The sequence below is a fragment of the Halobellus sp. LT62 genome (genome assembly GCF_037031285.1).
GTDB lineage: Archaea > Halobacteriota > Halobacteria > Halobacteriales > Haloferacaceae > Haloquadratum > Haloquadratum salinisoli.
This window is the reverse complement of sequence record NZ_JAYEZO010000001.1, coordinates 910064-932464: the sequence shown is the minus strand read 5'-3', so window position 1 is coordinate 932464 and position 22401 is coordinate 910064. Positions and strand designations below refer to the sequence as shown.

General features: G+C 53.0%; 21 protein-coding genes. 9 read left to right on the top strand and 12 right to left on the bottom strand.

Going from position 1 to position 22401, the window contains the following annotated elements; genetic code table 11:
- Positions 1 to 5 precede the first annotated feature (5 nt).
- The gene (locus tag U5919_RS04690) at positions 6 to 803 is read right to left on the bottom strand and encodes a hypothetical protein (protein ID WP_336022510.1); all 798 of its coding nucleotides are present in this window, start codon (positions 801 to 803) and stop codon (positions 6 to 8) included.
- Positions 804 to 947: 144 nt separating this feature from the next.
- Positions 948 to 2945: a coiled-coil domain-containing protein gene (locus tag U5919_RS04685; protein ID WP_336022507.1), complete on the bottom strand. Its 1998-nt coding sequence runs from the start codon at positions 2943 to 2945 to the stop codon at positions 948 to 950.
- Between the two features lie 478 nt (positions 2946 to 3423).
- Between U5919_RS04685 and U5919_RS04680 the strand changes: the two genes are divergently transcribed.
- The 5 genes from U5919_RS04680 to U5919_RS04660 are packed head-to-tail and all read left to right on the top strand — an operon-like array spanning position 3424 to position 7169.
- Positions 3424 to 3705, top strand: coding sequence for a hypothetical protein (locus U5919_RS04680; RefSeq protein WP_336022505.1), 282 nt, complete (start codon positions 3424 to 3426; stop codon positions 3703 to 3705).
- 39 nt (positions 3706 to 3744) lie between these two features.
- Complete coding sequence (locus tag U5919_RS04675; RefSeq protein WP_336022502.1) at positions 3745 to 4428, top strand: hypothetical protein; 684 nt, start codon at positions 3745 to 3747, stop codon at positions 4426 to 4428.
- Between the two features lie 18 nt (positions 4429 to 4446).
- Complete coding sequence (locus U5919_RS04670) at positions 4447 to 5625, top strand: ATP-binding protein (RefSeq protein ID WP_336022500.1); 1179 nt, start codon at positions 4447 to 4449, stop codon at positions 5623 to 5625.
- Position 5626: 1 nt separating this feature from the next.
- Positions 5627 to 6361, top strand: coding sequence for a hypothetical protein (locus tag U5919_RS04665; RefSeq protein WP_336022496.1), 735 nt, complete (start codon positions 5627 to 5629; stop codon positions 6359 to 6361).
- A 7-nt stretch (positions 6362 to 6368) separates the two neighbouring features.
- The gene (locus tag U5919_RS04660; protein WP_336022494.1) at positions 6369 to 7169 is read left to right on the top strand and encodes a Stp1/IreP family PP2C-type Ser/Thr phosphatase; all 801 of its coding nucleotides are present in this window, start codon (positions 6369 to 6371) and stop codon (positions 7167 to 7169) included.
- 3 nt (positions 7170 to 7172) lie between these two features.
- Here U5919_RS04660 and U5919_RS04655 read toward each other — a convergent pair whose 3' ends face one another.
- Positions 7173 to 8057: a serine/threonine protein kinase gene (locus U5919_RS04655; RefSeq protein ID WP_336022492.1), complete on the bottom strand. Its 885-nt coding sequence runs from the start codon at positions 8055 to 8057 to the stop codon at positions 7173 to 7175.
- A 1570-nt stretch (positions 8058 to 9627) separates the two neighbouring features.
- On the opposite strand from U5919_RS04655, the gene U5919_RS04650 reads away from it, so the two are divergent.
- Positions 9628 to 11214: a hypothetical protein gene (locus tag U5919_RS04650; protein ID WP_336022490.1), complete on the top strand. Its 1587-nt coding sequence runs from the start codon at positions 9628 to 9630 to the stop codon at positions 11212 to 11214.
- 235 nt (positions 11215 to 11449) lie between these two features.
- On the opposite strand, the gene U5919_RS04645 is transcribed toward U5919_RS04650, so the two are convergent.
- From U5919_RS04645 to U5919_RS04635, 3 genes are all read right to left on the bottom strand, one after another.
- Positions 11450 to 11605, bottom strand: coding sequence for a hypothetical protein (locus tag U5919_RS04645; protein WP_336022489.1), 156 nt, complete (start codon positions 11603 to 11605; stop codon positions 11450 to 11452).
- 582 nt (positions 11606 to 12187) lie between these two features.
- Positions 12188 to 12904, bottom strand: a complete 717-nt coding sequence (locus tag U5919_RS04640; RefSeq protein ID WP_336022488.1) for a DUF6338 family protein — start codon at positions 12902 to 12904, stop codon at positions 12188 to 12190.
- A 14-nt stretch (positions 12905 to 12918) separates the two neighbouring features.
- On the bottom strand, positions 12919 to 13137 hold the full coding sequence (locus tag U5919_RS04635) for a hypothetical protein (RefSeq protein WP_336022486.1): 219 nt from the start codon (positions 13135 to 13137) through the stop codon (positions 12919 to 12921).
- A gap of 235 nt (positions 13138 to 13372) precedes the next feature.
- On the opposite strand from U5919_RS04635, the gene U5919_RS04630 reads away from it, so the two are divergent.
- Both U5919_RS04630 and U5919_RS15870 read left to right on the top strand, forming a co-directional pair.
- Complete coding sequence (locus U5919_RS04630) at positions 13373 to 13702, top strand: hypothetical protein (RefSeq protein ID WP_336022484.1); 330 nt, start codon at positions 13373 to 13375, stop codon at positions 13700 to 13702.
- Positions 13703 to 13708: 6 nt separating this feature from the next.
- Positions 13709 to 14059 (top strand): PGF-CTERM sorting domain-containing protein, encoded by a 351-nt coding sequence (locus tag U5919_RS15870; protein ID WP_425604195.1) that lies wholly within the window; start codon positions 13709 to 13711, stop codon positions 14057 to 14059.
- A 1137-nt stretch (positions 14060 to 15196) separates the two neighbouring features.
- On the opposite strand, the gene U5919_RS04625 is transcribed toward U5919_RS15870, so the two are convergent.
- From U5919_RS04625 to U5919_RS04605, 5 genes are all read right to left on the bottom strand, one after another.
- Positions 15197 to 16120 (bottom strand): hypothetical protein, encoded by a 924-nt coding sequence (locus tag U5919_RS04625; RefSeq protein WP_336022481.1) that lies wholly within the window; start codon positions 16118 to 16120, stop codon positions 15197 to 15199.
- 1 nt (position 16121) lies between these two features.
- Entirely contained in the window at positions 16122 to 16328 is a 207-nt protein-coding gene (locus U5919_RS04620; protein ID WP_336022479.1) for a HalOD1 output domain-containing protein, read from the bottom strand.
- A gap of 555 nt (positions 16329 to 16883) precedes the next feature.
- Complete coding sequence (locus U5919_RS04615; protein ID WP_336022476.1) at positions 16884 to 17195, bottom strand: hypothetical protein; 312 nt, start codon at positions 17193 to 17195, stop codon at positions 16884 to 16886.
- A 309-nt stretch (positions 17196 to 17504) separates the two neighbouring features.
- The gene (locus U5919_RS04610) at positions 17505 to 18665 is read right to left on the bottom strand and encodes a hypothetical protein (protein WP_336022474.1); all 1161 of its coding nucleotides are present in this window, start codon (positions 18663 to 18665) and stop codon (positions 17505 to 17507) included.
- A complete protein-coding gene (locus U5919_RS04605; RefSeq protein WP_336022472.1) occupies positions 18658 to 20409 on the bottom strand; it encodes a DEAD/DEAH box helicase in 1752 nt (583 codons plus the stop codon). Before U5919_RS04605 ends, U5919_RS04610 begins: the two co-directional genes overlap by 8 nt.
- 271 nt (positions 20410 to 20680) lie before the next feature.
- On the opposite strand from U5919_RS04605, the gene U5919_RS04600 reads away from it, so the two are divergent.
- Positions 20681 to 21670, top strand: coding sequence for a hypothetical protein (locus U5919_RS04600; protein ID WP_336022470.1), 990 nt, complete (start codon positions 20681 to 20683; stop codon positions 21668 to 21670).
- Between the two features lie 165 nt (positions 21671 to 21835).
- Here the strand turns inward: U5919_RS04600 and U5919_RS04595 are convergent, their stop codons facing one another.
- Positions 21836 to 22333: a hypothetical protein gene (locus U5919_RS04595; RefSeq protein WP_336022468.1), complete on the bottom strand. Its 498-nt coding sequence runs from the start codon at positions 22331 to 22333 to the stop codon at positions 21836 to 21838.
- Between the last annotated feature and the right edge of the window lie 68 nt (positions 22334 to 22401).

Below are 22401 nucleotides of genomic sequence, written 5' to 3'. Positions count from 1 at the left end.
ACGCCTCACTCTCGATCATCTACGTCCGTGTCGTCCTGCTCCGCCGACGCGGTGGTGGGATCGCTCCGCTCCGTCGCGCTCGCTTCGTCTCGGCCGGACGCGGCGTCGGGCTGTTCCGTCGACGTCTCGGTGGACTCGCCGCTGGCGGATTCGGCCTCCGACGCCGCCGAAGCGGTCACCTCATCAGTCCCCTCGGACACGTCTCCGGTCTCGGCCTCGGCGTCATCACCGTCGGCCTCCGTTTCCGACTCGCGGGCGTCGAACCACGCCGATCGCGCCCGTCCCCGACGGTACCAGTAGCCGAATCCGCCGGCGAACCCGACGAGCAGCGCCAGCGCGGCGTATCCGTAATCGGTCGAATCCCACTCGATTCCCTGACCGGAAAGCGAGTACATATCCCACAGAATCGTCCCGCTCACCAGAACGTTCAGCGGTGCCAACAGATAGACGATCGCTCGGGGGCCCAAATCAACCGAAATCTGCGTGCCGAACACGAACAACTGCACACAGATCAGGAGGAACACGGCTTTGATGACGTGCGTGTCGGGGACACCTTCGCGCGACTCAGTCGGTGGCCGCCACTCGTCGAGCGAGCGAACGGCGAAGAGGGACACCACGAGGATGAGAATTGCGGCGACGAACGAACCGACCACGCCGCCGACCCATCCCGCGATAGTCTGTGCACCGGTCGGCGGCAGAATCGCCGCCCCGGCTCCGAAAGAAATCGCGAACCAAACGTGGTGCCGCCTGATACCCGGCGGACGAAGCCCGATGCCGCCAACCTGCTCTTCGGCAGTTCCCATAGATACTGTTTACTACTCTATAGGATTCACTTATAATTACGGAATTCTAAGGTGAACGCCTCGCCGTTTCTCATCGAACGGACGAGAGACGGCCGAAGCGATCAGAACGAGCCGATCTGCCGATTGCGCTCGAGTAGCCTCTCCCTACTCGAGATAGAGCGCGAGGCCGACGTCGTCGACGTAGAGCTGTTCGCCCTCGCCCTCGGTTTCGAGCCTGTTGAACGCCCGTTTGACCACGTGAGAGTCGATTCCGTGATCTGCGAGCAGTTCTTCGAGGAGAACGCTCTCGCACGTCACGTCATCGAGGTACTTCTCGCGGATCAGGCGCTCGCAGGCGTCGATCCGCTCGGCGTCGATCGCGGGCTCGAAGATGTCGGCGTTTTCGCTCACCAACGGGTCGGAGCCGTCGTAGATGAGCTCTCCCGACTGGAGATCGACGAGGCAGACGCTCACCTGTCGGCTGTAGTGGGTCCGTGCGAGGTCGTCGGCCGCGATTTGCCGGCGAACTCGATCCGTCCATCCGGTCGGTGACGCGATGGCGAGCAGGTAGGTGTAATCGCCGTTTTCGGCCTCATAAACCGCGTCGTTGACCAGCGACAGGAGGTCGTCGAGGTCTGCCGGTTGCGTGTCGAACTCGTTGGTCGCGTACGCGTCCAAGTGCGCGAAGACCATCGCCTCGACCACCATCCGGGTCTCCGCGCCGAGGCCGAAGTACTTCGAATCGGTGATCTCGTAGCGGGCGGTCTGATTCGTCGGGTAGTCGCTGGGCTCTTCGCCCGCCAGCAGGAGGTCGTTCAGCTTCGGGCGGTCGCTGGTCCGTTGACTGCGCCCGTCCCAGTAGCCCTCCGGGACGTCGAACGGCCCGTCGGCGGTGTTTAGCGTCGTCAGTTCGTGCATCGCCGTATCGAAGCGCCCGAGGTAATCGAGTTCGAGGAGCCGGGCGATCGTCGCGGTGACGAGCTCGTCTCCCGTCACCCCAGCGCCGGCGTCCGTGTCGACGGGGGCGTCCGTCGACTCGATTTGTGCGGCGAACTCCGCCTCGCGGTCGTCGAGGCGGTCGCTGTGTAACTCGATCTGTCCCCGCTTCGTCTCCAGTCGTTCGAGTTCCGTCCTGATCGTCGTCTGCTCCTCGTGAAGGTTCTCGATCTCGGACTCGACGAGTTCAGTCGCTTCGTTCCGAGCGGCCTCGCGGTCCGCATTGGCGGTCTCTTCTCTGACGGCTTCGAGCTCGGAGACCTGCTGTTCGAGGCGCGTCTCGAGTTCGTTCGTCCGCTCGATTTGCGCATCGAGACGCTCGAGCGCTCTCGATTCGGCTTGAGAGACCTCCGCACGCTCGGCACGGATCTGTTCGAGCTGCGCCGCGACGGAGTCGTCGTCGGCCGTCGGACTCGCCAACTGCTGCTCCAATTGCCGAGCCTCGCGCTGGAACTGTCTGTTGTGCTGATCGTACGACGACGCCAGCTCCGACGACAGCTCGCTGAGATCCGTCCGGAGTTCGTCGCGGACCGTCTCGCGTTCCGTCGCGGCGGCCGATACGGCGGTGACCGCGTCCTCGATCGCATCGACCATATGTTCGAGCCCGTGGGTCTCCACGTAGACGAAGAACCCCTGTCTGATCTTCTCCCGACGCTCGTCGTATCTGTCGACGAGCTTCTCGATGACGTCCTGTTGGACGTCGGGATTGTCGACGAGCTCGTCGATGTTCGCGATCTGCGTCGAGGTGTACTCGGTGACGAGCTCGTACACCTCACCTTCCATCCGGCGGATGCGTCCCTCGATCTGCTCCTCGGAGAGGACGTCGAACTGCTTGTACTCGTCGAACTCGATCACTGCTCGGAGTTCGGCCTCGATGAAGTCGTCGGCGAGTTCGTCGGGCAAGTCGCCGTCGTCGAAGAGACTCGCCGCCAAGAGCAGGCGCGCCAGCCGAAGCTGTCCGCGGAGGTGTTCCCGTTCGGCGTCAGTTACGAAGTCCGAACACTCCTTACTGAAGTCCCACAGCAGCGTCTCTTCGTTGCCCTTGATCTCCTCGTATCGGTCGATACGTGAGCTCTCGGGCATCTTTTCCAACGCCGCAAGGTCCTCGTCGAGAACGATCTCCGCAGCGTGTGTGAGATCGCTGAGCCAGTCCGTACAGTCAGTCATCGTAGTGGAGTGTGATCATTGTGTGATCGGGTGAGTCGGTAGTCGACGTTGCGTGGTCCGTGCGGGGATCTCAGACGGATCCCGTTCCGTGGTGGGCAGACAGGCGTTTCCGCTCGAAAGCGCTCGCGAAACGACGGCTGTCGAACCCGCAGTCATCGCCCTACGGAGGAGTTTTCCGCATACTAATTAAATTTTTCCGACATAGTGGGCGTCCGTGTACCCTCTCGACGCACACACGTAACTCACAACGGACAAGAGTTATCAGAACGGGCAGGTTGAATCAAGACGAGAAAGCTGAAAGTTCTGATTACCGACCGGTGACGCCTGAGACACCGCCCGTCGGGCCGTATTAGTCCCCGAAGACATCGATAACAGGCGTTACTACTGTCCAGTATCGATGAGCCGGTTCTGACAGCATCTATATGTATTAAGGAAAGCTTAAGTAGGTCTACTTGGGTGCTACTAGTTAGCGAGAATAATGTCAATTGGAGCAATAGAACTCGGTGGGGTGTTCATCCTGAACGGGATCCTCGGAGCGCTGCTTGTGCTCGCCGTTTTCGTCGTGATGGAACGGCAGTTCGCCGTCGGCGCGTTCGGCGGCATCGGACTCGGCGGGGTCGTAATTTACGCCCAAGCGACATACGGCGAGCAACTGCTCACAGTCACCGTCCAAGGGATGAAGCTGCTCGTCCTCGCGGCCGCGATGGGCGCTGTTCTCGGCGTCGTCACGACCGTAATGGCGATCGAGCCCGAACTCTGAGGCGCACCGTTAGCCGACCATCCACTACGTTCACCAACAATGCAACTTCGCGAACCACTGCAGAACTACTTCGGTACCGCAGACACGGAATCGCTGCTCGATGAGAGCATGTACAGCAACCAAGACCTCAAAGAGGATAAAATTCGGCTGAAGCGCCAGCGCCAAGGTATCCAAAAGGAGATGGATAACTACGCCCAGGAGTACAAACAGCTGCTTCAAAAGGGCTCTGAGGCCGATTCACTGGATCGCCAGCGGATCGCCCAGAAGGCCAAGATGGCCAAGAAGAAGTACAAGATCAAAAAGCAGCAGTACAAGAAGAACAGCCTCGTGCTCGGGACGGTAGTCACCGTCGAAGGCGCTCGCGAGCTGATGGAGATGCACGACGGCGCGAACCAGTCGAACATCGAGGGGATCCTCCAGAACAACGATATCAACGCCGACCAAGTCCAAGAAGAAATGATGGATCAGATGATCCAGTTCGAGCTCGATATGGACGTGATGCAGGAGGTCCAACAGAGTCTGGATCTCGACATTATGTCCAGCGATATGTCCGTCGAAGGTGGCGACGCCGAGTTGGAGAAGATGGAGGAGATGGCGGCCGGAAATATGTCCGAAGAGCAGGTCGATCTGGACGCGGAGATACAGGTCGAAGAGGAGGAGGCGGTGTCAGCCGACATAGAGATGGACGACCTCGACGAGGCGGAGAATCAACTCGGGTTATAACGGCTGGAGGACTCGCTTATGTCACTCGAAGACGGGGCCCACAAGGACCTCCTCGAAGACGACTACGAGCAGTATCGCGCGATCGCGGACCAAGCCCGCGAGAACGACGACCCGTCGAAGGCCGCGAAATACTACCGCGAGTGTGCCGACGTCCTGCGACAGATCGCGACGCTCGAATCGAGCGACCGTCTCAGCACGGAGCGTGAGAACCTCGCGGACAACCTCGAACAGGCGGCCGCGGCACTGGACCAACACGGCAGCGTCGACAGTGTAGAATCGGACGAGGAAGCGACGAGCACCAGCAAAACGGGCTCTGGAGGGGACGATCGAAGCGGGTCCGGAGGCGGATCCCATCGCGCTTCCGAGTCGGATGCTGACGACGACGACGCCCCCGATCCCGACGAGTACCTGCAGGCACCCCCCGAGATGGATTTCGACGACGTCGGGGGGATGACCGAGCTGAAAGAGTCGCTCAAGGACAAGGTGATCGACCCGCTCAACCGGCCGGAACTGTATCGAGAGTACGACCTCGGCGTGGTGAACGGAGTCCTGCTTTACGGACCGCCCGGGACCGGAAAAACGTACATCACGCAGGCGCTTGCGGGGCGGCTCGGCTACAATTTCATCGAGGCGCGCGCGGCCGATCTCACGAGTTCATTAGTCGGGGAATCCGCCGGCAACGTGGCCGAACTGTTCGAGGTCGCACGGGCGAACCAGCCGTGCCTGCTGTTCATCGACGAGATCGACGCCATCGCGGCCCAGCGCAGCGGCGGTGCGCAAAAAACGATGAGCGAGAGCCAGATGATCACGCAGTTCCTCACGGAGATGTCCGAGATCAAGGGCGAGGAGGTTGTCGTCGTTGCTGCGACGAACCGTCCCGACGACATCGACGGGGCCGCGTGGCGGCGGTTCGACGAGCGGATCGAAGTCCCGCCGCCGGACCCGACGGCCCGCGCCGCGGTCCTCCGCGTTCACCTCCGGAATCGCCCGGTGCTCACCGAGTCTATCGACTGGGATGAAATCAAAGCGCTCACTGAGGGGTACTCCTCGAGCGATCTCGAGATCATCGCCGCGAACGCAGCGCGGAAAGCGCTCAAAGAGTCGCGGGACGTCGACGAGATCCGTCGGATTTCACAGGAACACCTCGAATCCGCAATCGACGAAACGGCGTCCAGTTTGGAGAACTGGAACGGGTGAGATGCAGGGTCACTTGGCACCGATCGACGGCGATAGCGACACCGTCCGTCGGGTCGTGTTGGAAGAACCGGTCGGCGTCTTCCGCTCCGAAAGCGACATTCTCGCAGCAACCTCAAACGGCGATTTCGAACTCGGAGTGCGCGATATGACCGTCTCCCGACGCGCCAACGGCAAGGCACCGATCACGTTCGTCCCGCACGATGACGCCATCGAAGTCACCAATCAGCATAACTCGAACGCCGTGCGTATCGACACTGGCGTATTGAAGCGGGATCTCCAGACGGGCGAGTCCGAGCGACTCACGCAGGACGCGACGGTCAAAGTGGGGTACAACACGACATTCAGAGTCACCGTCGAGCGTGAGCACAGCGGAAAGACGCTCTCGAAGACGGAACTCGAAGAGCTAGGACTGACGAACGAGAACTCCGAGTCGCTGATGGAGGGCGTTTCGCCCGCGTCGTACGTTCAATCGGTCGCCGACAACCTTCGGAAGTCCCGGCAGGAGTCGCCGAACGAGTGCCTGAAATACGCGAGCGAACTGCAGACGTTCACCGCGGAACATCCGCTCGACAGCGACGCCTACGCCACGTTCAAAGACGACCTCAACGCGATCGTCGACCGGTTGGATCAGAAGGTCTCACAGAGCGCGCTCCGCGGGACCGACTTGGACGATCAGTGGAACGACGAGCTCGGCCTGATCGCTCACCGCGCCGAGCGACTGTACTCGCAGTCTTAATCACCGTATGACCCCCACCGGAAACGACCACACGACGGAGACCGCACGGGGCGGAGAGATTCACGCACGAAGCGATGTCGGCGAGACGCGAGAGACGAACGAAGACGCCGTGCTCGCGACGTCGTTGACGGACGATAGCGACTTGCTCGCCGTCGCGGACGGGATGGGCGGGCACCAGTCCGGCGAGATAGCGAGCGCCACGGCGCTGTCGTCGTTCGAATCAGCGCTGAGAGCCGGTCTCGCGACAGACGAACTCGACGGGGACACCGATACTCCCGCTGACAGCGACTGCAACCGCGAAACGCTCCTTCGATACGCCGCTGCGGAGGCCAACGCGGAACTCGAAGCGGCCGCGGCGTCAGGTTCGAGCCTCGACAATATGGGAACGACGCTCGTCGCCGCACTCCTCGAAGGACAGACGGCTACGCTCGTGAACATCGGCGATAGCCGGGCCTATCACGTTTCGAGCGATGACGTCGATCAGCTGACCGTCGATCACTCACTCGTCCAAGAACTCGTGGAGAGCGGGACCCTCACTCCGGCGGAAGCGCGCGACCATCCGCAGCGAAACGTGATCACGCAGTCACTCGGCCCGGGCAGCGAAATCAATCCCGACACCGACACTGTCGACGTCGGGGGGACGCTGTTACTCTGCAGTGACGGGCTGACCGAGGAACTCTCGGATGGGGCGATCAAGGAGATCGTGGGCGCGGCCGACGATCCCGCGACGATCACGGAGCGGCTCGTCGAGCGCGCGAACGAGAACGGCGGAAGTGACAACATCAGCGTCGTCGTCGCCGTGCGATAATCCTCACTGACGTCGGAAATGGCCGTCGTACACTGCTTGAAGATCATCCCGGAGATAGAGGATATCGTCGTACCGCTCTGCCTTCTCTTTTCGTAGAGCCGTGAGCACGATATCATCTACCTGTGTCGGGACCGCAGCAACACTGCTCGGTGGCTCGGGTGTGTCGTCTAGCACGTGCTTCATTACCTCGGCCGGCTCTCCGTCGAACGGCGGCCGACCGGTGAATAGTTCATAAAAGACGGCACCGAGCTGATAGATATCGGTGAAATCGTCAGTTGAGCCGAACGAATCGTCAAACTGCTCCGGTGCGGCGTACGTCGGGGAGAAACCTTCGACAGTATTAGAGTGTGTGAGGAGGTGTTTCGAGAGTCCCCAGTCTGCGACTTTCGGAGCGTCCCACGCGTCGTCGATGGAGTGAAAGAGAACGTTCTCTGGTTTCAGATCCAGATGTGCGACCCCCTTGCGATGTGCGTGTCTGACCGCACTCGTCACGGCAATCGCGGTCCAGAGCGATTGCGGGAAGTCCATCTGCGGTGCTCGTTCTCCGAGGTGGCCGCCGTCGAGGTACTCCATTGCGAGCCACGGTATCGGAGTGCTCCCGTAGGAGACGAGGGTAACGATATGAGTGTGACCGTCGAGCTGCTCCCACGTCTCCGCTTCGTCCATTATACGCTCGACCGCAGCCGTGTGTAGTGTCCCACGTATTCGAGGCTTCTTGACTGCGATACTCGTTTCCTCGCCATCTGCAGCGAACGCCGCCCTGTGGACATCCGCGTTGCCGCCCGCACCGATTCGTTCGTACTCCGTGATGTCACCGTACGTGATCGAACGCTCAACACACGCCGGGACGTGCTGCGGGATGTTTCGGGTTTTCCGCGTTTCTATCACCGACTCGCGTTTTCTCTCGGCTGTCCGACCGAGAGCCGTCGCCTCCTCCAGTAACTGTTTGTGATCGGTCCGCTCGGCCGTCTCCACTATCGAGGAACTGCGTGCTTCGAGTTCGTTGAGATCGCGTTGAACCCGTTCTAACTCCTCTTCGGCTGCGATCCGCTCGTGTGCCGCTTCGAGTTGCTCTTGCACCGAATCAACCGCCTGCCACGCTCTCGCTTCTTGTTTCTCCCGCTCCGTTCGTTGAATGATTCCCTTCGTCTCCGCTTTCATTGTCGATAGTTCTTTTTTGTGTTCCGGAGTGAGATGACGAGACGCGGACGATTCGATTTCCGAGAGTGCGTCTTCGACAATCGATAACTGCTCGAGTGCTTCCTCGAAGCGCTCATTCTCCATCTGCCGGGTCGCCGTCTCGATATCTCCGCGAAGCGATTCGAGTCTCGTATCGACCGTTGCTCCGCTGGCTACCCCCGCACTCGCTCTATCGGTACGAGGTGGTTCAGCCCGGTGCCGAACCCGCTGTAACTCCGTCACTAGTTCTTCGAGCCCATCGCTCTGTTCTCGAACGTAAAAACGAAACAGATCGGTTTGAGTGACGACCTCGAGTTCCCGTGAGACGGTGCTCGGGACGAAGTACATCGCTGCAGCAGCCGGGAACGAGAGCAGGGTGCTAATATACAGGACAGAGAGAACCGAGGAGGAGATCATACTCTGGCCTACTGTCGAATAAAAGTACGACAGAAACAGCAACATCACGCCCCCCAATAAGAACCCGGAGGCGAGCCGGTCGAACCCCTGTTCAGCGTCGATTTCGTTGACCTGAACCGCGGAGATATCTCCATACGGAATCTCGATCGAATTCGATTCTCCTTCTCCACTTTGGTAACGGATCTGCGTCTCACCGAGGTACAAGTGTTCACTTTCGGCTGGAACGTTCCTTCCGAGAGTAGCGCTGAGTAGTATCTCTCCGTCGCTATTGTTCATTTTCGATCTCGCTCACTGAAAGGAAGAGACGGCTGTGACTAAGTTGTAACCCAGCGATAGTGTGTAGGGATGCGTGGAATATAGTAGCAAGGAAGCAATCCGAAGCGTCTGAAAACGGACGTATGCTCCGTCAGGGATTCGAACCCTGGTCCTTGCCGTGAGAGGACAACATCCGCCTCACGGAAAATCCGAGCATCCTCGTGTTTTCCAAACGGCTGAAGCGGCCGTTTTGAGCAGTGTGAGAGATCGTAGGGGTTCGAGATACAAAAAAGACCCAGTTACTTGCCCCTGAGGAAAGTTCAATTCAACCGGAAATTCGTCTCCCGGTGATAAACACCCAATTGGCTTGCCCAGGCAACATATGGATTGCAGAGTATCGAGCACAGGATTTCAGTTGTAATGAATAGGATATACAGCAGCAGTGATCATACCGTGGTTCTCATACACCAACCACCAGTTCTGTTTCATCGGTAAGTACAGAGGTAGATTTCGGCACGGCTATCAAAACCCTTCACTCTCAGAGGGTTTTAACAAGGTCACAAACATTAGAACAATTATCCGTAACTAGCTCATCTTCTCAACAAGTATGCGCCTCGGAGATGAATTGGAATCACTACTAGAACACGGGTCGACTGAATCCAGATTCGGTACCGTGTTCAACGGCACTCTTAGAGAATTACGCGGAGAATGGGGACGGTCACCACGTAAAATTCGGGACGAAATTCACGAACTTGAGAGAGATCATCCACTCCTTAATTTTCTTGATGGATTATCACGCTGGGAAGAAATCGAGGATTACGAAGGGGGAGCTGAACTCGCCATAGTAAGTCTTAGGGAAAGCGTTGAACTGGCACTTGACGAGAATTGGGAGAGAATCGCCCCAAAGGTCATTGAAGAGCGAATTAGGCTATTGGATCAGCTCAATCATACTGAGGAATTACAAGATGCGATTAGTGAAGCGGCTGGCTTTCTCACTGAGAAGGAAGATTCGATACCGATAGGACCAATCTTTGAAATTCTTGACGTAATAATTGAGAGTCTCAACTCAATCCAAGAAAGAGATACCATAGAAACCATCCTGCGATATACAGAGTCGCAAGCAGACAAGGCAATCCGAGCAAACGGCTATAACGATTACCGACATCTATGGCGACGAAACCTTCAGATTCGACGGGATACAAACGATCTAGACGTTAAACCTGCACGGGGAGCGATCATTGACTCATACGAGAAGCAAATCGAGTTCCACAAAGAGAGGGATCAACATTCTCAGCGTGCTACATTCGCTCATGAAGCAATTATAGAGTGTATCGAATGGATTGATGATCCGCAGCGGGTAGAATGGGAACATGAATATCTCGATGGTAACAAAAAGAATATTAATCAAATGGCTGAACTCGCCTACGAGCCATCTGAAGAAGATATATCTGAACTTGACGAAGCCATAGAAGAGATCATTGACAGATTTCAAAAGCGTAAATCCGAGTCAAACACAGTTGGTGCGATACTCTGGCTCATCAATCACGACGTCTTCAAACCAAGTATCGAAACTGCTAGAGACATCTCTGCAGGAAGTATCACTAATATAATTCAAACTCGAACGATTACACGAGAGGGTGGGTCTTACTCGCAGGATGAGGCAAGTGGGGACCGCCCACAGAGTTATGGCGGAATGGTCCAGATGACACAGAATCTCCGTCAGTCAGTATATTATCGGTTGCAAAACCGAGGGCTCATTTATGAAGGCGATTTCTTCCTTCTGTTCAACAGACGGGACGAGTTATCTAGCGATAATCTCGCATACCTGACTGACTTCATTATTCATCTATTTGACCATAACCCAGTTGCGGCAACCCACATCGGAATGCCACAATTAGAAGCTGTTCTAAGAAAATTAATGTCTCGAAATAATAAAAGCATACTCCAACTCAATTCTGAGACTGGCGAATTGAAGAGGAGATCGCTTAGTGGTTTGCTTTATCAGATTGAAGACGATGTCGACGAAGACTGGATAGCGTATATGAAATACTGGTACGCGGATTTATCGGGGCAGAATGTACGAAACAAGATTTCTCACGGTCATCTCCCATATCGCAATTCCCAATGGGGAATGTCCATTATGATTCTTTTCGATATTCTACAGACGTTCTATGAGTTTGATGTTGCGTACTGAGAGATTGTGTTAGAACAGATGCAGTCTGGGTAGTTATTTTGAGAGTAAGTCAACCGGGATTGGTTGAATATGATGCTAGCTCACGTAAAATTGCTTAGGAAAAACAGGTTGATCAGCTACCTTAAGTTCTACAGACAGCGCTGATACACTAGGTATTCAGTTATACTGAGCCATTTGCTTCAATAAAATAGTCGTACCCTCAGTCTAAAGATTGTACTGTCAGTCCTGGTCTCCCTCAGTTCTGCGCTTCTTCGCCACCGGATCGAACTCCCCGACTCGCGTAGCTCCCCCGGGTTTCGACCTTGTATTTGGAAGCGGAGAGCACCTCATCTTGGTATTTTTCTATGACTTCGTCGCGGTTGAGTTCGATGCTGATTGTTTCTGTTGTCATTGGTTTCGTTCGTCGATTCTGTTGGTCGTGTGTCGTTCGTCTCGCGTCCGCCCGGACCGCGGGCGGGGCACTTCTGTTATGTCGAAGTAGCTGTTGGTTTGGTTTAATACCTCATCTCAACCGGATAGTTGAGGGAGTCTCGCGCGTGCTTACCAGCGTTTCCGGGGGTTGAAGCGCGCGTGAAAACAGGGATCCGTGATGCAACCGGGAACGCTGGTTGACAAACTCGGTGTGCTCGGGTCAGTCTTATATAGTGCGGTGGAAGGATTTGAACCTTCTTTTCGTTACAGAGACGTGTTCTTACGTGTGGCCATCGGCGGGCTTCCATTTTTCCTACACCGTATAGCCAGTGTGGGTTTCGGCCCCCCATCCCCGTATCCTCGCGGAATCTATCCGGGTGCGTGTCCATTCGGACTGCGGCTTACCTAGAAGGGATGGTGCGGCGGGCTTCTAACGCTGCACAACGACGCTATCCGCGTCATCGGGAGTCTCATTCCCATTCAATGAGGGATCATTGCTCCAGTGACGCCTACCTCATCGTAGGTGATACCCCCGGTTATAACAGGGCCGTTGGTCCCGAGATTACTCCTCGTTCCTACGCTCAACAGCCTCTGAACCGCCGTTATCGTCCTCTTCTTTCTGATCCGTTTCTGCTGCCATTTTCTCAGCCCCATTTTCCGTCATTAGTATCGACACCTGCTTGATCTCATCATCAAAAAACACCTCTTTAACTTCTTTAGATTCTGGATTCTGGGGGTTATCCTGATTATCCTTGAACCAAGCAACATCTCGAAGTACAAGCTGCCGATCTCTACCAGCTCGACTGTACTCAGCTAATTCCCCCGCTACAAGCTCATCGTCCTGTGTAATGACTTGCACCAAGTGAGCGTCTTTCATTGTCCCTTCCCACGGCTGCCACGGATTCCGCTTCCGATCCGTCCCCATCCAAATCAATCCCCGCAACCACACGTGGAAGTTCCGAGCAAGCACTGCTGCGTATATGAGTCCCAGCGTAACCGAGAGCGCTAGAAGAATTAGAATTCGAGTGATCTGGAACTCTGGTGTGAAAAACACGTAAACGACTGACTCTGGGGATGTGATCGAGTCACCGAGGAGCTGAGCGATTCTAAGAAATCCGGAGAGGATAACTAAGCTGGAGACGAGGCTTACGATCACCCATTTCGCATTCGAGATTCGTTGCTCGACGACTCCGAGAGTCACTCCGATGAATGCTGCGATGAACCCGGGAACGATGAGTATGAGCGCGAGCAGAAGGTATTCCGGATCGAAAACCACCATTTAGAGGCCCCGGGTTAGTCTTCGTTGGCGTCGCTTTTTTTCGAGGCTTGTTCTTGGACTTTCGTTGGAATGTGTCCGAAACCTACCTCTTCGATTGATGGTTTGTCTCCGCCGTCGCGGGATTCAGATTTTTCGATTCGTTCTGCGTTCCCTGTTAATTCTCCGCTGAGCGCTTCCCGTGATTCGGAAAGTTTCCGGCCTTCATCGTTGGAGTCGTTCGAATCATCACTCATAGAAATCATATCTCATTCACGGTTTTTAATGGTTCCGCGAGCTGGGTGAAAGTGAAACGTTTGATGTTGAGGACCGAAGGTTGACGATACCGTACTAGTCGATGTTATCACAGAGGCCACGAACCAAGCACGATAACAAATACGATCTTGGTGTCACTTCAGGTCAAGATTCTTTGTTGTCCTTCTGTGTTTATTCTCACCAAGCGTTAACTACTCTGCATAGCAACTATGAGATATGGATTACGTCAACGGTGATGGCGTTACGAACAATAAGCATCTGGCAGAGGCGATCGATATGACGCGAGAGGGGAGCGCTCAACCCGGATCTGCTGGATACGATGAACCGGACAGTGCAGGGCCCGGAATGACGCTTCGTGATTCGTGCTTCCTCGTGGCGATTGAAGAACTCGAAGAGATCCAGTCCGCGCCCCAAGAGAATCAAGACCAAATCGACCACGTGTTGCAGATGCTTCGAGAGGCGCGAAACGCGAACAACGAGCGCCGTGCTCGTGTTATGGCGGAAGCTCACGAAATTCTACAGGATGTCTGGGTGCCACCGACGTAGTATTAGGTGACCTTTTCACACCACCTTGCGCCGGCATATTTTCGGTCCGTTGCAGGCCAAAGCACCGAGGCAGTGAGATTAGACTATACCTTTGACGAGCCGGGAGAATACGTGGCTAGCGTCAACGGAGTCCAAGCAGAGTCGACCGTGACTGTAGTAGAGGGCGACGCAACTCAGGATGAGGAAACTGATGATTCAACCTCAAGTGAGACTGAACGAACGGGGGACTCGAATTCCGGCCCAGACCAAGACGAGAATACAGTTACGGAGCAACCTGGCTTTGGTATTGTGCAGACGGTAGCAACACTATGTGGAGCTGGTTATCTGCTCAAGCGGAAAATGTTCGAAGACAAGTAGTGAGTGAAAACTATGTCAAAAAGTCGAATGAAATCAGCAGCCGATCCATCTGGCGTTTGAAATTGGGCTGACCCTTGTTAGTCGAACCAATTACTCGTAGGCTGAATGCCTCTCCATATCCCTATAGCCCTGGGTACCTAAGGAAATTCTAGGGACCTATAGAACACCAAGAGATCGGAGTTACGGATTTTAAGAGCTTCTTGGTGTTTTATATCCGCTTAGAAACACCAAGAGATTTTTCCAGCTATTTCACCAGACCCGCGATTATCGCTATTTTCATTGTAAATTGAAAATGAATTCCGTGATATTCGGGGATAGCGGAGCCGAAAAAATGGCACCTGATAGAATTCTTCGGCAAATTAGATCAGGCAAGGAAATCTGAGCAGTTAATAACGTTGCAAATTGAAAACGAATTCCGTGATATTCGAGGATGGAATTTTTCACGACTCATTGTATTTTGAAAATGTTTTCCGTGAATTTCGGGGACGGTATATTTTGAGTGCGTATGGGGTAGATCGCTGGTTCTCAATAAATTATTAACATCTTTTAGGAAATTTTTGATTTATGGTAGAAATCTGTCTCATTCTTCATTGTATATTGCTAATGAATTCCTCGTTTTTCGGGGATAGCTACTCGGTCATCCGATATTGTGAATTGCAACAGGAAAACTGGTTATTCGCATACATAGCGGTCCTTGTAATTCGAATATGAATTCCCTGTTCGACACTCGACTACTTGTATTAAATCAAATATATATTCTTGCACATTTTTGAGTGCTGAGTGAAATTCGCTTGGTGAAATATGATTAGAATTTTATGATTATCCGACTTAGACGTGTTTCTCCTCATATTTACATCGGCTGAATTGTCCTACTTAGGATCTACAGGTGCCTTAGGATCCGATCCGAGGTTGAGTAACTAAGCCACTAAAAGAACATCTGGGAGTTCAATTACCTTAGGTTCGAAAGGAACCTGAAGAACAATAGATACCTGAGGATCTATACTTTCTTCAAGAAACATTCCCGCGCACAGGCAAACTCCTACTGTCAGTCCAGGAATAATTTATGTCTGTGCCCGACATACGTGACTCATTCACAAACACCCTATCTACTGCTAAAGGGTGATGAAGCAGTGAAGATTACCGACGGTACCGTCTCACTACGAACACTCCACCAGCCACTATCCCGATAAGTGCAAGCGCTGTAACCGTCCATGCAATATATGTCCCCATTTGACCAGGCGAATCTAGACTAAAACCATCTTCGCCGTTTTCGGACCCAGCATCTGGACCAATCTCAGCGCCATCCGCCGGATCCATCCGGATCTCGAAGTCATCGCTGAAGCCCTCGGACATATCGAGCCCAACAACGTGTCCTTCATCGGCCGTTTCGACTGGTTCGGGGGTTGCCGATGAGAACTGGTCAGCGCCCCGCTGTGGAACCCACACGACGAGGTCTTCTACAGGCGTGGGCTCGACCCCAACCGCCGCTTCCTCATTATCGGGTAATCCAGCACTCTGAACCGCATCAGATTGTGGGCCGAATCCGCTGGCAAACGGCTCCGTCATCACGAGTTCGCCGTTCTCGACAGAGAGCAACCCATCCCACTCAACCCACACGTCAACAAACCCGACCTCACCGTTCTCGGTCATCTGGATACGCGCACCGGGCTCGTGAATACCATCCGCGTCAGCTCCGTCAGTTTCGGTAGCCACTCCACGCATATCTTCTGCAAACGAGTCCGCGATCTCCTCTTGTAAATCGGAATCATCAGTATATTCTTCGAACTGCTCGCGTTCTTCGTCTGACTCCAAGTAATAATTAAAACCGAGAAGGAATGAGACCGATCCATCGTAGTTCGTATGTATGTACACTGTCGACGTCTCCACGTCAGACAGCATCTCGATCTCTGGTTCGTCGTTCCCTTCCTGCGCTGTAGCAATTCCGTCATTGGTAGTAAGTCCCGTGAGCGGCACCCCAGCGATCCCGATTACCAACATCACAACAATACCAACCAGCAATCTGGATCGACGCGTGCTTTGACACATTTCTATCACGATCATATCACTCGATGGGTTCAACGGATACGTCTCCACCTTTGATGACTATATTACAGCCTGCGTACGTGAACACAACACTCTCAGAATTGCTCGCAACTGTTTCGAGAGCGTCTGGATCGATGGATTCGTACAATGGTGGTAACTCGCCTGGGTCAGTCCCAGCTACCTCGCTCGTTCTACGCACAATAGTAGTTGTTAGATCGGCCGTCATCTGATTTTAGTCACCGCGATTGCGTAGATACCCGGGCATTCCGGGCACTCGATCTTCTGGTTGAATTCGCTCTTGTCGTCGCTGCCTGTGATTGTGGCGTTGCATTCGGTGCATTCTAGTGTAAATTCCATTTGTGATCGGAATTTGGTTCGTTCACTAGGAGCAATCAGGGTCAGCTATGTCCTGGCCCGGCGATAGGCCCTGACAAGTCGGGCGGTCGGCACAACTAAATCCACGGATCGATTATCCCCAATTGCTCCCATACGGGAGCCGCAAGAGAGGGAGAGCTTGCTTGCAGGCCTGCACTCCCTCTCGCTTGCGCACTTTCGTGCGCGGCTGAGTCGACGTGGGTGAATGTAAAAAACATTCGTGTTTCTCGTAGTCAAAGCAACGAGAATACTCTCAACTGGGGTACTTACCGAATATATCGAGATCGCGGTTCTAATAGAGAGTGTGACCGAAACCCCCTGATTTCGTCACTCACTCTGCGTGCCAACTAGATACTCTTGCTACTAGAGGATCAGAGAATTCAAACAGTTAACTACGGCAGTTCACCTATTGCTCGATCAAATCACCGAACTCCTCAACGATGGTCTCTCCATCGATCGCTCGTTCTTCGCACCAGTCAACCGCCTCTTCGGCAGTTAATAGTTGGATTTCCTCACCAGGGAAGCGTTGATTACTGATCTTCTCAGCCCATTTGGTCTCTGCCCCGCCATCGCCATGGAGAAAGTACTCTCCATTAGATGTTTTGTACAACGCCTCGATCAGGTAGTTGAAATCGCCACGATCTGTGAGCGGCGCGTATAGTGCGATCTGTTCAGCGTGCTCCGTGTTGTAGAGCTTCCGGTTGATTACTCGTTGCATCGCACCGGGTGGTATCTTGGGGGTAAATAAATCACCTTGGCTTTTTCAAACTTGAGTTCTCAAAACCGCAATACAGCGGCACGGTGAATAGTAGCCGATTTTCACAACAAAATACCGGGGCTACAGCATTCCTGACTGAGTCACGAAAAACTGTTGCAGATGTATGTACCCACATCGGAACAGCGTTGATTATGGAATCGCACGCGACGATTCCGTACTACATTGAGATGCTCACTCTTGGCAATCACCCACATAGTGCTGTCCTGTATCACCTACACCACCTGCGCTGTTACGAACCCACTGGGACAATTAGCTCGAAGAACATCGTGAGCACTGCAAACCTTCTTTGATAGTTCGAAGTGGGTTGGACTCCCCGAGGGTCTGCTTACAGTAATCACAGTCCAGTTCTTCAGTAATCCCAATACCATCACCATAGCCAAGTGTCAGTGCTCGGGTGACCGTTCCTTCCTCTAACTCAAACTCGATCTCTCCTCGTTCGTATTCGATCTGTGTTATCGTGAGTGGGGTTATTCCGACTTCCAGTGCGTGTCTCTCTCGAATTTCTCGCTGTTTCTCCGGATAGCCTTGGTCACGCCGATGTCGGAGTTCCTCAAGTTCTGTGTCCACGTCTTCGTAATTCAATTTGAGTTCCTTCCGTTTCTGGAGCGCTTCTACACGGTCTTCTGCATCGCTACTTTGGATTGATTTGCTTAGATCATCGACTCGATTCGAGAGTCGGACTTTCCTCTCTTCTAACTCCTCAATCCGTTGTTCCTGCATCTGTCGGTACTCCTCAATCTCGGCTTCTGCTGCCCTCGATGCCTCTTGATGAATCTGATCAACCTTCGGTTGAATACGATCAGCAATTTCCTCACGAGTACGTGCAATCGATTCATCCAGGTTGGATTTCTCTATATCTACGAGTGAGCTCTCAATCTGTGATTCGGTAGGCAATGTAGAGTCGAGAAACGTTTCTTCAAGCTTCGGAAGACGTTCCATTGACCGAATATCCATCGCAGTGGTACGGAGCAACTGTGTTTGATACTCACTGACCGTCTCGACACTAATTCGATAGAGGATCGCTATGGCGGACCGATCGTAGTATGGCGTGAACGTTGCGTCGTTCACGTTGATGTTATCCCCCTGAAGCCACGATGGGATCTCCACTTGGGTATCCTCTGATGAGAGAATTATCTTACCCGTTGGCTGTCTCGTACTCGCTTCAGTAACGATCTCCTGGAAGAAGGAGCTGTCTGGATGAAGCTGTCTCTCATTCTCACCCAGCTCTGTGGCGGTCTCTCCACAGAATAAGACAAGCTGACCAGATGAAATCTCCGTATCTGCTTGTTCTGGAATCGTGACTTCCCATTTGTCTCCGTGTTTTTCAATCGTGGATCCAAGGGAACGAAGATACCGGTCAGCAAACTGTTCGACGGCAGACTGGGTGATCGGAAGAGCGGCGTCAGTCATCACGTGCCCCCAAGTCGAATCCCTCGAAAACGCCGCTGTTGAACACCTCAAGCTTCTCTGCAAGCTCGCGCTGCTCCTGTAGGTCAACAGCCATCGCGTCGAAGTCATTCTCAAGATCGACCTCGGAGTCGGCGTTAACCAACCGCTCGAAGATTTCGTCCTCGAACGTCGTCCCGGATTCTTCCATACGTGTGAGGATAGAGCTTAATTGGCCCACAGACTGCTGGAATAGATCGATTTTGTGGTATAGCCGTTCTAAGACGTACTCCTCAACCGTGTCCTTCAAAGCCATATTGAAGACGTATACGTCGCGCTTTTGGCCGATCCGATGAATACGGCCGATACGCTGTTCAACACGCATCGGATTCCAAGGCAGGTCGTAATTCACCATAATATTGCAAAATTGAAGGTTTCTCCCCTCGGACATAGCGTCCGTTGAGACTAATACGCCACCGTCTTCCTCGAAGTTCTTCACGATCTGTTCTTTCTCTTGGCTAGAGTGTCCCCCGTGGAAAGAGTGGATAGTATATCCTTCCTCAGTAAGTCGATCAAGGATTTCCCGTTGTGTCGCTCTAAATTGCGTAAAGACGATGACTCGACCCATCTCAACCCGGCCACGGGCTTCTTCTACAATACTGAGTAACTTCTCCTGTTTCGTGACTGTTTCAATACCCTCAATCAGATCGAGAATCGTTTCTAACTCTTCGGTATGTGTGAGCTCAGACTGATCATCAAGCCATTTCTCGATAGTTGCTTTCAACGCAGCCGGACTACTGACGACCTCTTTCTGGAGTAACATTAGAACGAGCTTTTGCCCCTGATCTTCGCTATACGCGTTTCTGACGTAATCAGAGACAGCTTGGCAGAGCTCTCGCTCTTCAGGGGATGGGTCAAAGGTTCGAGTATCGATACTCCGGTTTGTGAAGTCTATATCCGTATCTGCGCGTCGGTTCCGAATCATCACCTTGTTCAGTCGCTCCTGCAACTCGTCCCGGTTAACGAGGGTCTCCTGATTGCGGTCTACGAAATAGTGATGGAATACATCGCGCGTCCCGAACAATCCAGGCCGAAGTAGGGAAACGACATTATACAGGTCAGTCAACTCGTTTTGAATCGGTGTGGCAGTCAAGAAAAATGCGTACTGGTATGGGAGATTGTCAATCAGATCATAACGGTCCGTCTCCTCATTTTTCACGTAGTGTGCCTCGTCGAGGATAAGCACATCCCAATCCCGGTTCAGTACCGTCGCTCGATGCCGGTCGCTCTTTGCGGTATCGATGCTTGCTATGATATGGTCGTGACGATCGAAGCCACGGAACTCTTCGTCGTAGTTACACACGTACTCAAGCCCGAATTTCTCCAGGAGTTCGGCCTGCCACTGTTTGGCGAGTTGGGCTGGCGTAAGAATAAGAACGGAATCATCCGTCTCGCGGAAATGCATCTCCTTGAGGATCATCCCAACTTCAATCGTCTTACCCAAGCCGACCTCATCAGCGAGGAGCGCTTTCCCGTCCATCTCGAAAAGGGCCTGATATGCGGCATCGACCTGATGCTCAAGTAGCTTGACCGACTCCTCGTCCAACTGCTTTAGAGATCTAAGTTCAGAATCTGGTTGCCCTGCCTGTAGACGAACTGCTTGAATTGTCTGCACGTGGTCATCAGAAGAATCTCGATTTATTGAATCAAGAAGTTCGTCGGCAGATTCGTGAGTGACCTCTGTGTCAACGAGGTCGTAATCGGCCATATCAATGTAGAATCAGGTGACAGCCAAATACGTTATGCGACCAGAGGAGAAATCAATCACCTACAATCCCCACGATTGACAGCTTTACCTTTATTTACATCCTATTCTTCAAAGATAGCTTGGAATGAAATAACTGATAGCGAGAGACTGCTAATTGGCCGTTGAGGCTTCTTCCAGCTCAGAGAGGTGTTCTGATAACCGTGCAAGGTACAGAGCGTGAATTCAACAGTCATAACGAACACATTTGTGCTATCGTACAAATACCAGATGTATGCCCAACGTTCCGTGGTACAATCGTCACAGAGAAATTGAGCCTCGGGTACACAAAGAACTCACAGAGAAGGCAGCAAATCGGATAAAGTTCGCACTCGATAATATCGTTTCTTACGGCGAAATAGATGATGCGTACAAACGGTACAGGACAGAAGTCGGACTGCAACACGATTATTTAGAGGTGAATAATTACGGCCCTGCAATTGATGCCGTCGGCAAACTACTTCAGAATGAAGGCTTGGATCATTCTTTGACGTTTCTAGAAATAATTATCGATATTCTCTGGACTCCAAGTGACTACAGTTCTGAACGCCACTCTGCAGAAGCACTTTATCAATTTGATATTGACATAAGAAGGATACTCGTAGAAGAAGGAGTCCTTCTGCGTTTACGTCCTGATCAAAAAGAGGTTGAGGAGTATGCAGGAAAACTGTATGAATACCAAAATCGAGATCACGTGATCAAAGCGGTTGATCAACAGAGGGGGGCAGATTCACCACCCTCAAGGCCGTTCTCATTTCGATTTGAACAGCTTAGTCACGAATCGATTATTGAGTCCGATCAGCAGGTCCGTGCCCTTGCCAAAAGTCAGCGATGGAGTGGCGCTTTAGAGCCGTATAATGAAGCTTGGGAACTATATCAAGGTCAACAGTTCTCTCGGATCATTCCAGAGAAGCTCTATAACAGTCTAGAGTCCGTGTTGGAACGAATCTGTGTTGAAGAACAGGGCTGGAATACGGAAAATGAGCAAGTTGGCTCCTATCTCAATTCGTGCCGTAAAAACGGCCTCTTTGAACCGAATGACGCGATGGTCGGTGAATGGGAGCAGATAATGGGAGGAATCCAAACTGGTATCCAACGGAGTGGTGGTGATCGAAAAGATCACGCGACGATTGATCAGCACTACTGTGTCTTGCTGTTGCACCAAGTCGGCGCGTTTCTCACGTTCCTCATCACCCGTTACGAAGATGAGTACGACAAGCGATAACCGTGGTCACACAATCGAATTGTGGATATGCGCGCTATATTCAGCAGCTCGTTTGTGACAGATCCTGAGTAGATGGCGTTCCAATGCGGCACAAAGTTCACCTGTACTGATCGTTTTGAGCAATCGTGACTACAAGTGTGTGAATCGTTCTATGGCAGCCTGTCCTTATTGTACGTAGCCCCGTTCTCTGAGGAACTTGTATTGATCCGACCGATTACCAATGATCCCGTTCGGGCTCATATTCGCCCCAGTATACTGTTCTAAAATACTGTCTGAGCAAATAATCGTGCCAAAGTGATGGTCAAACTCGGAAGTTACATCTACGATTTTTTCACCGTCAAGTATACACCACGCGTGTTCAAATGCTATGTCAGTAATGTCTGAGAAGGCTGCGAATCCCTCGGCATATTTGAATCTCTGATCATACTGCCACAATCTGAGAGCATTAGTAAAGCACTCTTTCTCGCTCAATTGCGTTGCACGAACGGCATCACTGATTAGCGATTTTTCATCCTGTGTTATACGTTCAGAAAGCGTAATCTCATATCCAGCTATCGTTACACACTCTGTTGCGGATCCCACCACTTGACCGTGCTCCGCCAGGTACTGATGAACTGGTGATTTATCTGCCATCGAGTGGACAAACTTCTCCGCTGGATTCATTTGCTGGGAAATAGCTACCACTCACGGTTTAAACCTCGGGAGAATCAGAAACCACTACACAAGACAGC

Excerpts from the sequence above, each read along its gene's own strand:
- U5919_RS04605 (WP_336022472.1), bottom strand. The coding sequence starts at position 20,409 with ATGGCCGATTACGACCTCGTTGACACAGAGGTCACTCACGAATCTGCC.
- U5919_RS04665 (WP_336022496.1), top strand. The coding sequence starts at position 5,627 with ATGCAGGGTCACTTGGCACCGATCGACGGCGATAGCGACACCGTCCGT.
- U5919_RS04610 (WP_336022474.1), bottom strand. The coding sequence starts at position 18,665 with ATGACTGACGCCGCTCTTCCGATCACCCAGTCTGCCGTCGAACAGTTT.
- U5919_RS04650 (WP_336022490.1), top strand. The coding sequence starts at position 9,628 with ATGCGCCTCGGAGATGAATTGGAATCACTACTAGAACACGGGTCGACT.
- U5919_RS04645 (WP_336022489.1), bottom strand. The coding sequence starts at position 11,605 with ATGACAACAGAAACAATCAGCATCGAACTCAACCGCGACGAAGTCATA.
- U5919_RS04680 (WP_336022505.1), top strand. The coding sequence starts at position 3,424 with ATGTCAATTGGAGCAATAGAACTCGGTGGGGTGTTCATCCTGAACGGG.
- U5919_RS04595 (WP_336022468.1), bottom strand. The coding sequence starts at position 22,333 with ATGAATCCAGCGGAGAAGTTTGTCCACTCGATGGCAGATAAATCACCA.
- U5919_RS04615 (WP_336022476.1), bottom strand. The coding sequence starts at position 17,195 with ATGCAACGAGTAATCAACCGGAAGCTCTACAACACGGAGCACGCTGAA.
- U5919_RS04685 (WP_336022507.1), bottom strand. The coding sequence starts at position 2,945 with ATGACTGACTGTACGGACTGGCTCAGCGATCTCACACACGCTGCGGAG.
- U5919_RS04640 (WP_336022488.1), bottom strand. The coding sequence starts at position 12,904 with ATGGTGGTTTTCGATCCGGAATACCTTCTGCTCGCGCTCATACTCATC.
- U5919_RS04630 (WP_336022484.1), top strand. The coding sequence starts at position 13,373 with ATGGATTACGTCAACGGTGATGGCGTTACGAACAATAAGCATCTGGCA.
- U5919_RS04660 (WP_336022494.1), top strand. The coding sequence starts at position 6,369 with ATGACCCCCACCGGAAACGACCACACGACGGAGACCGCACGGGGCGGA.
- U5919_RS04675 (WP_336022502.1), top strand. The coding sequence starts at position 3,745 with ATGCAACTTCGCGAACCACTGCAGAACTACTTCGGTACCGCAGACACG.
- U5919_RS04600 (WP_336022470.1), top strand. The coding sequence starts at position 20,681 with ATGCCCAACGTTCCGTGGTACAATCGTCACAGAGAAATTGAGCCTCGG.
- U5919_RS04690 (WP_336022510.1), bottom strand. The coding sequence starts at position 803 with ATGGGAACTGCCGAAGAGCAGGTTGGCGGCATCGGGCTTCGTCCGCCG.
- U5919_RS04635 (WP_336022486.1), bottom strand. The coding sequence starts at position 13,137 with ATGAGTGATGATTCGAACGACTCCAACGATGAAGGCCGGAAACTTTCC.
- U5919_RS04625 (WP_336022481.1), bottom strand. The coding sequence starts at position 16,120 with ATGATCGTGATAGAAATGTGTCAAAGCACGCGTCGATCCAGATTGCTG.
- U5919_RS04670 (WP_336022500.1), top strand. The coding sequence starts at position 4,447 with ATGTCACTCGAAGACGGGGCCCACAAGGACCTCCTCGAAGACGACTAC.
- U5919_RS04620 (WP_336022479.1), bottom strand. The coding sequence starts at position 16,328 with ATGACGGCCGATCTAACAACTACTATTGTGCGTAGAACGAGCGAGGTA.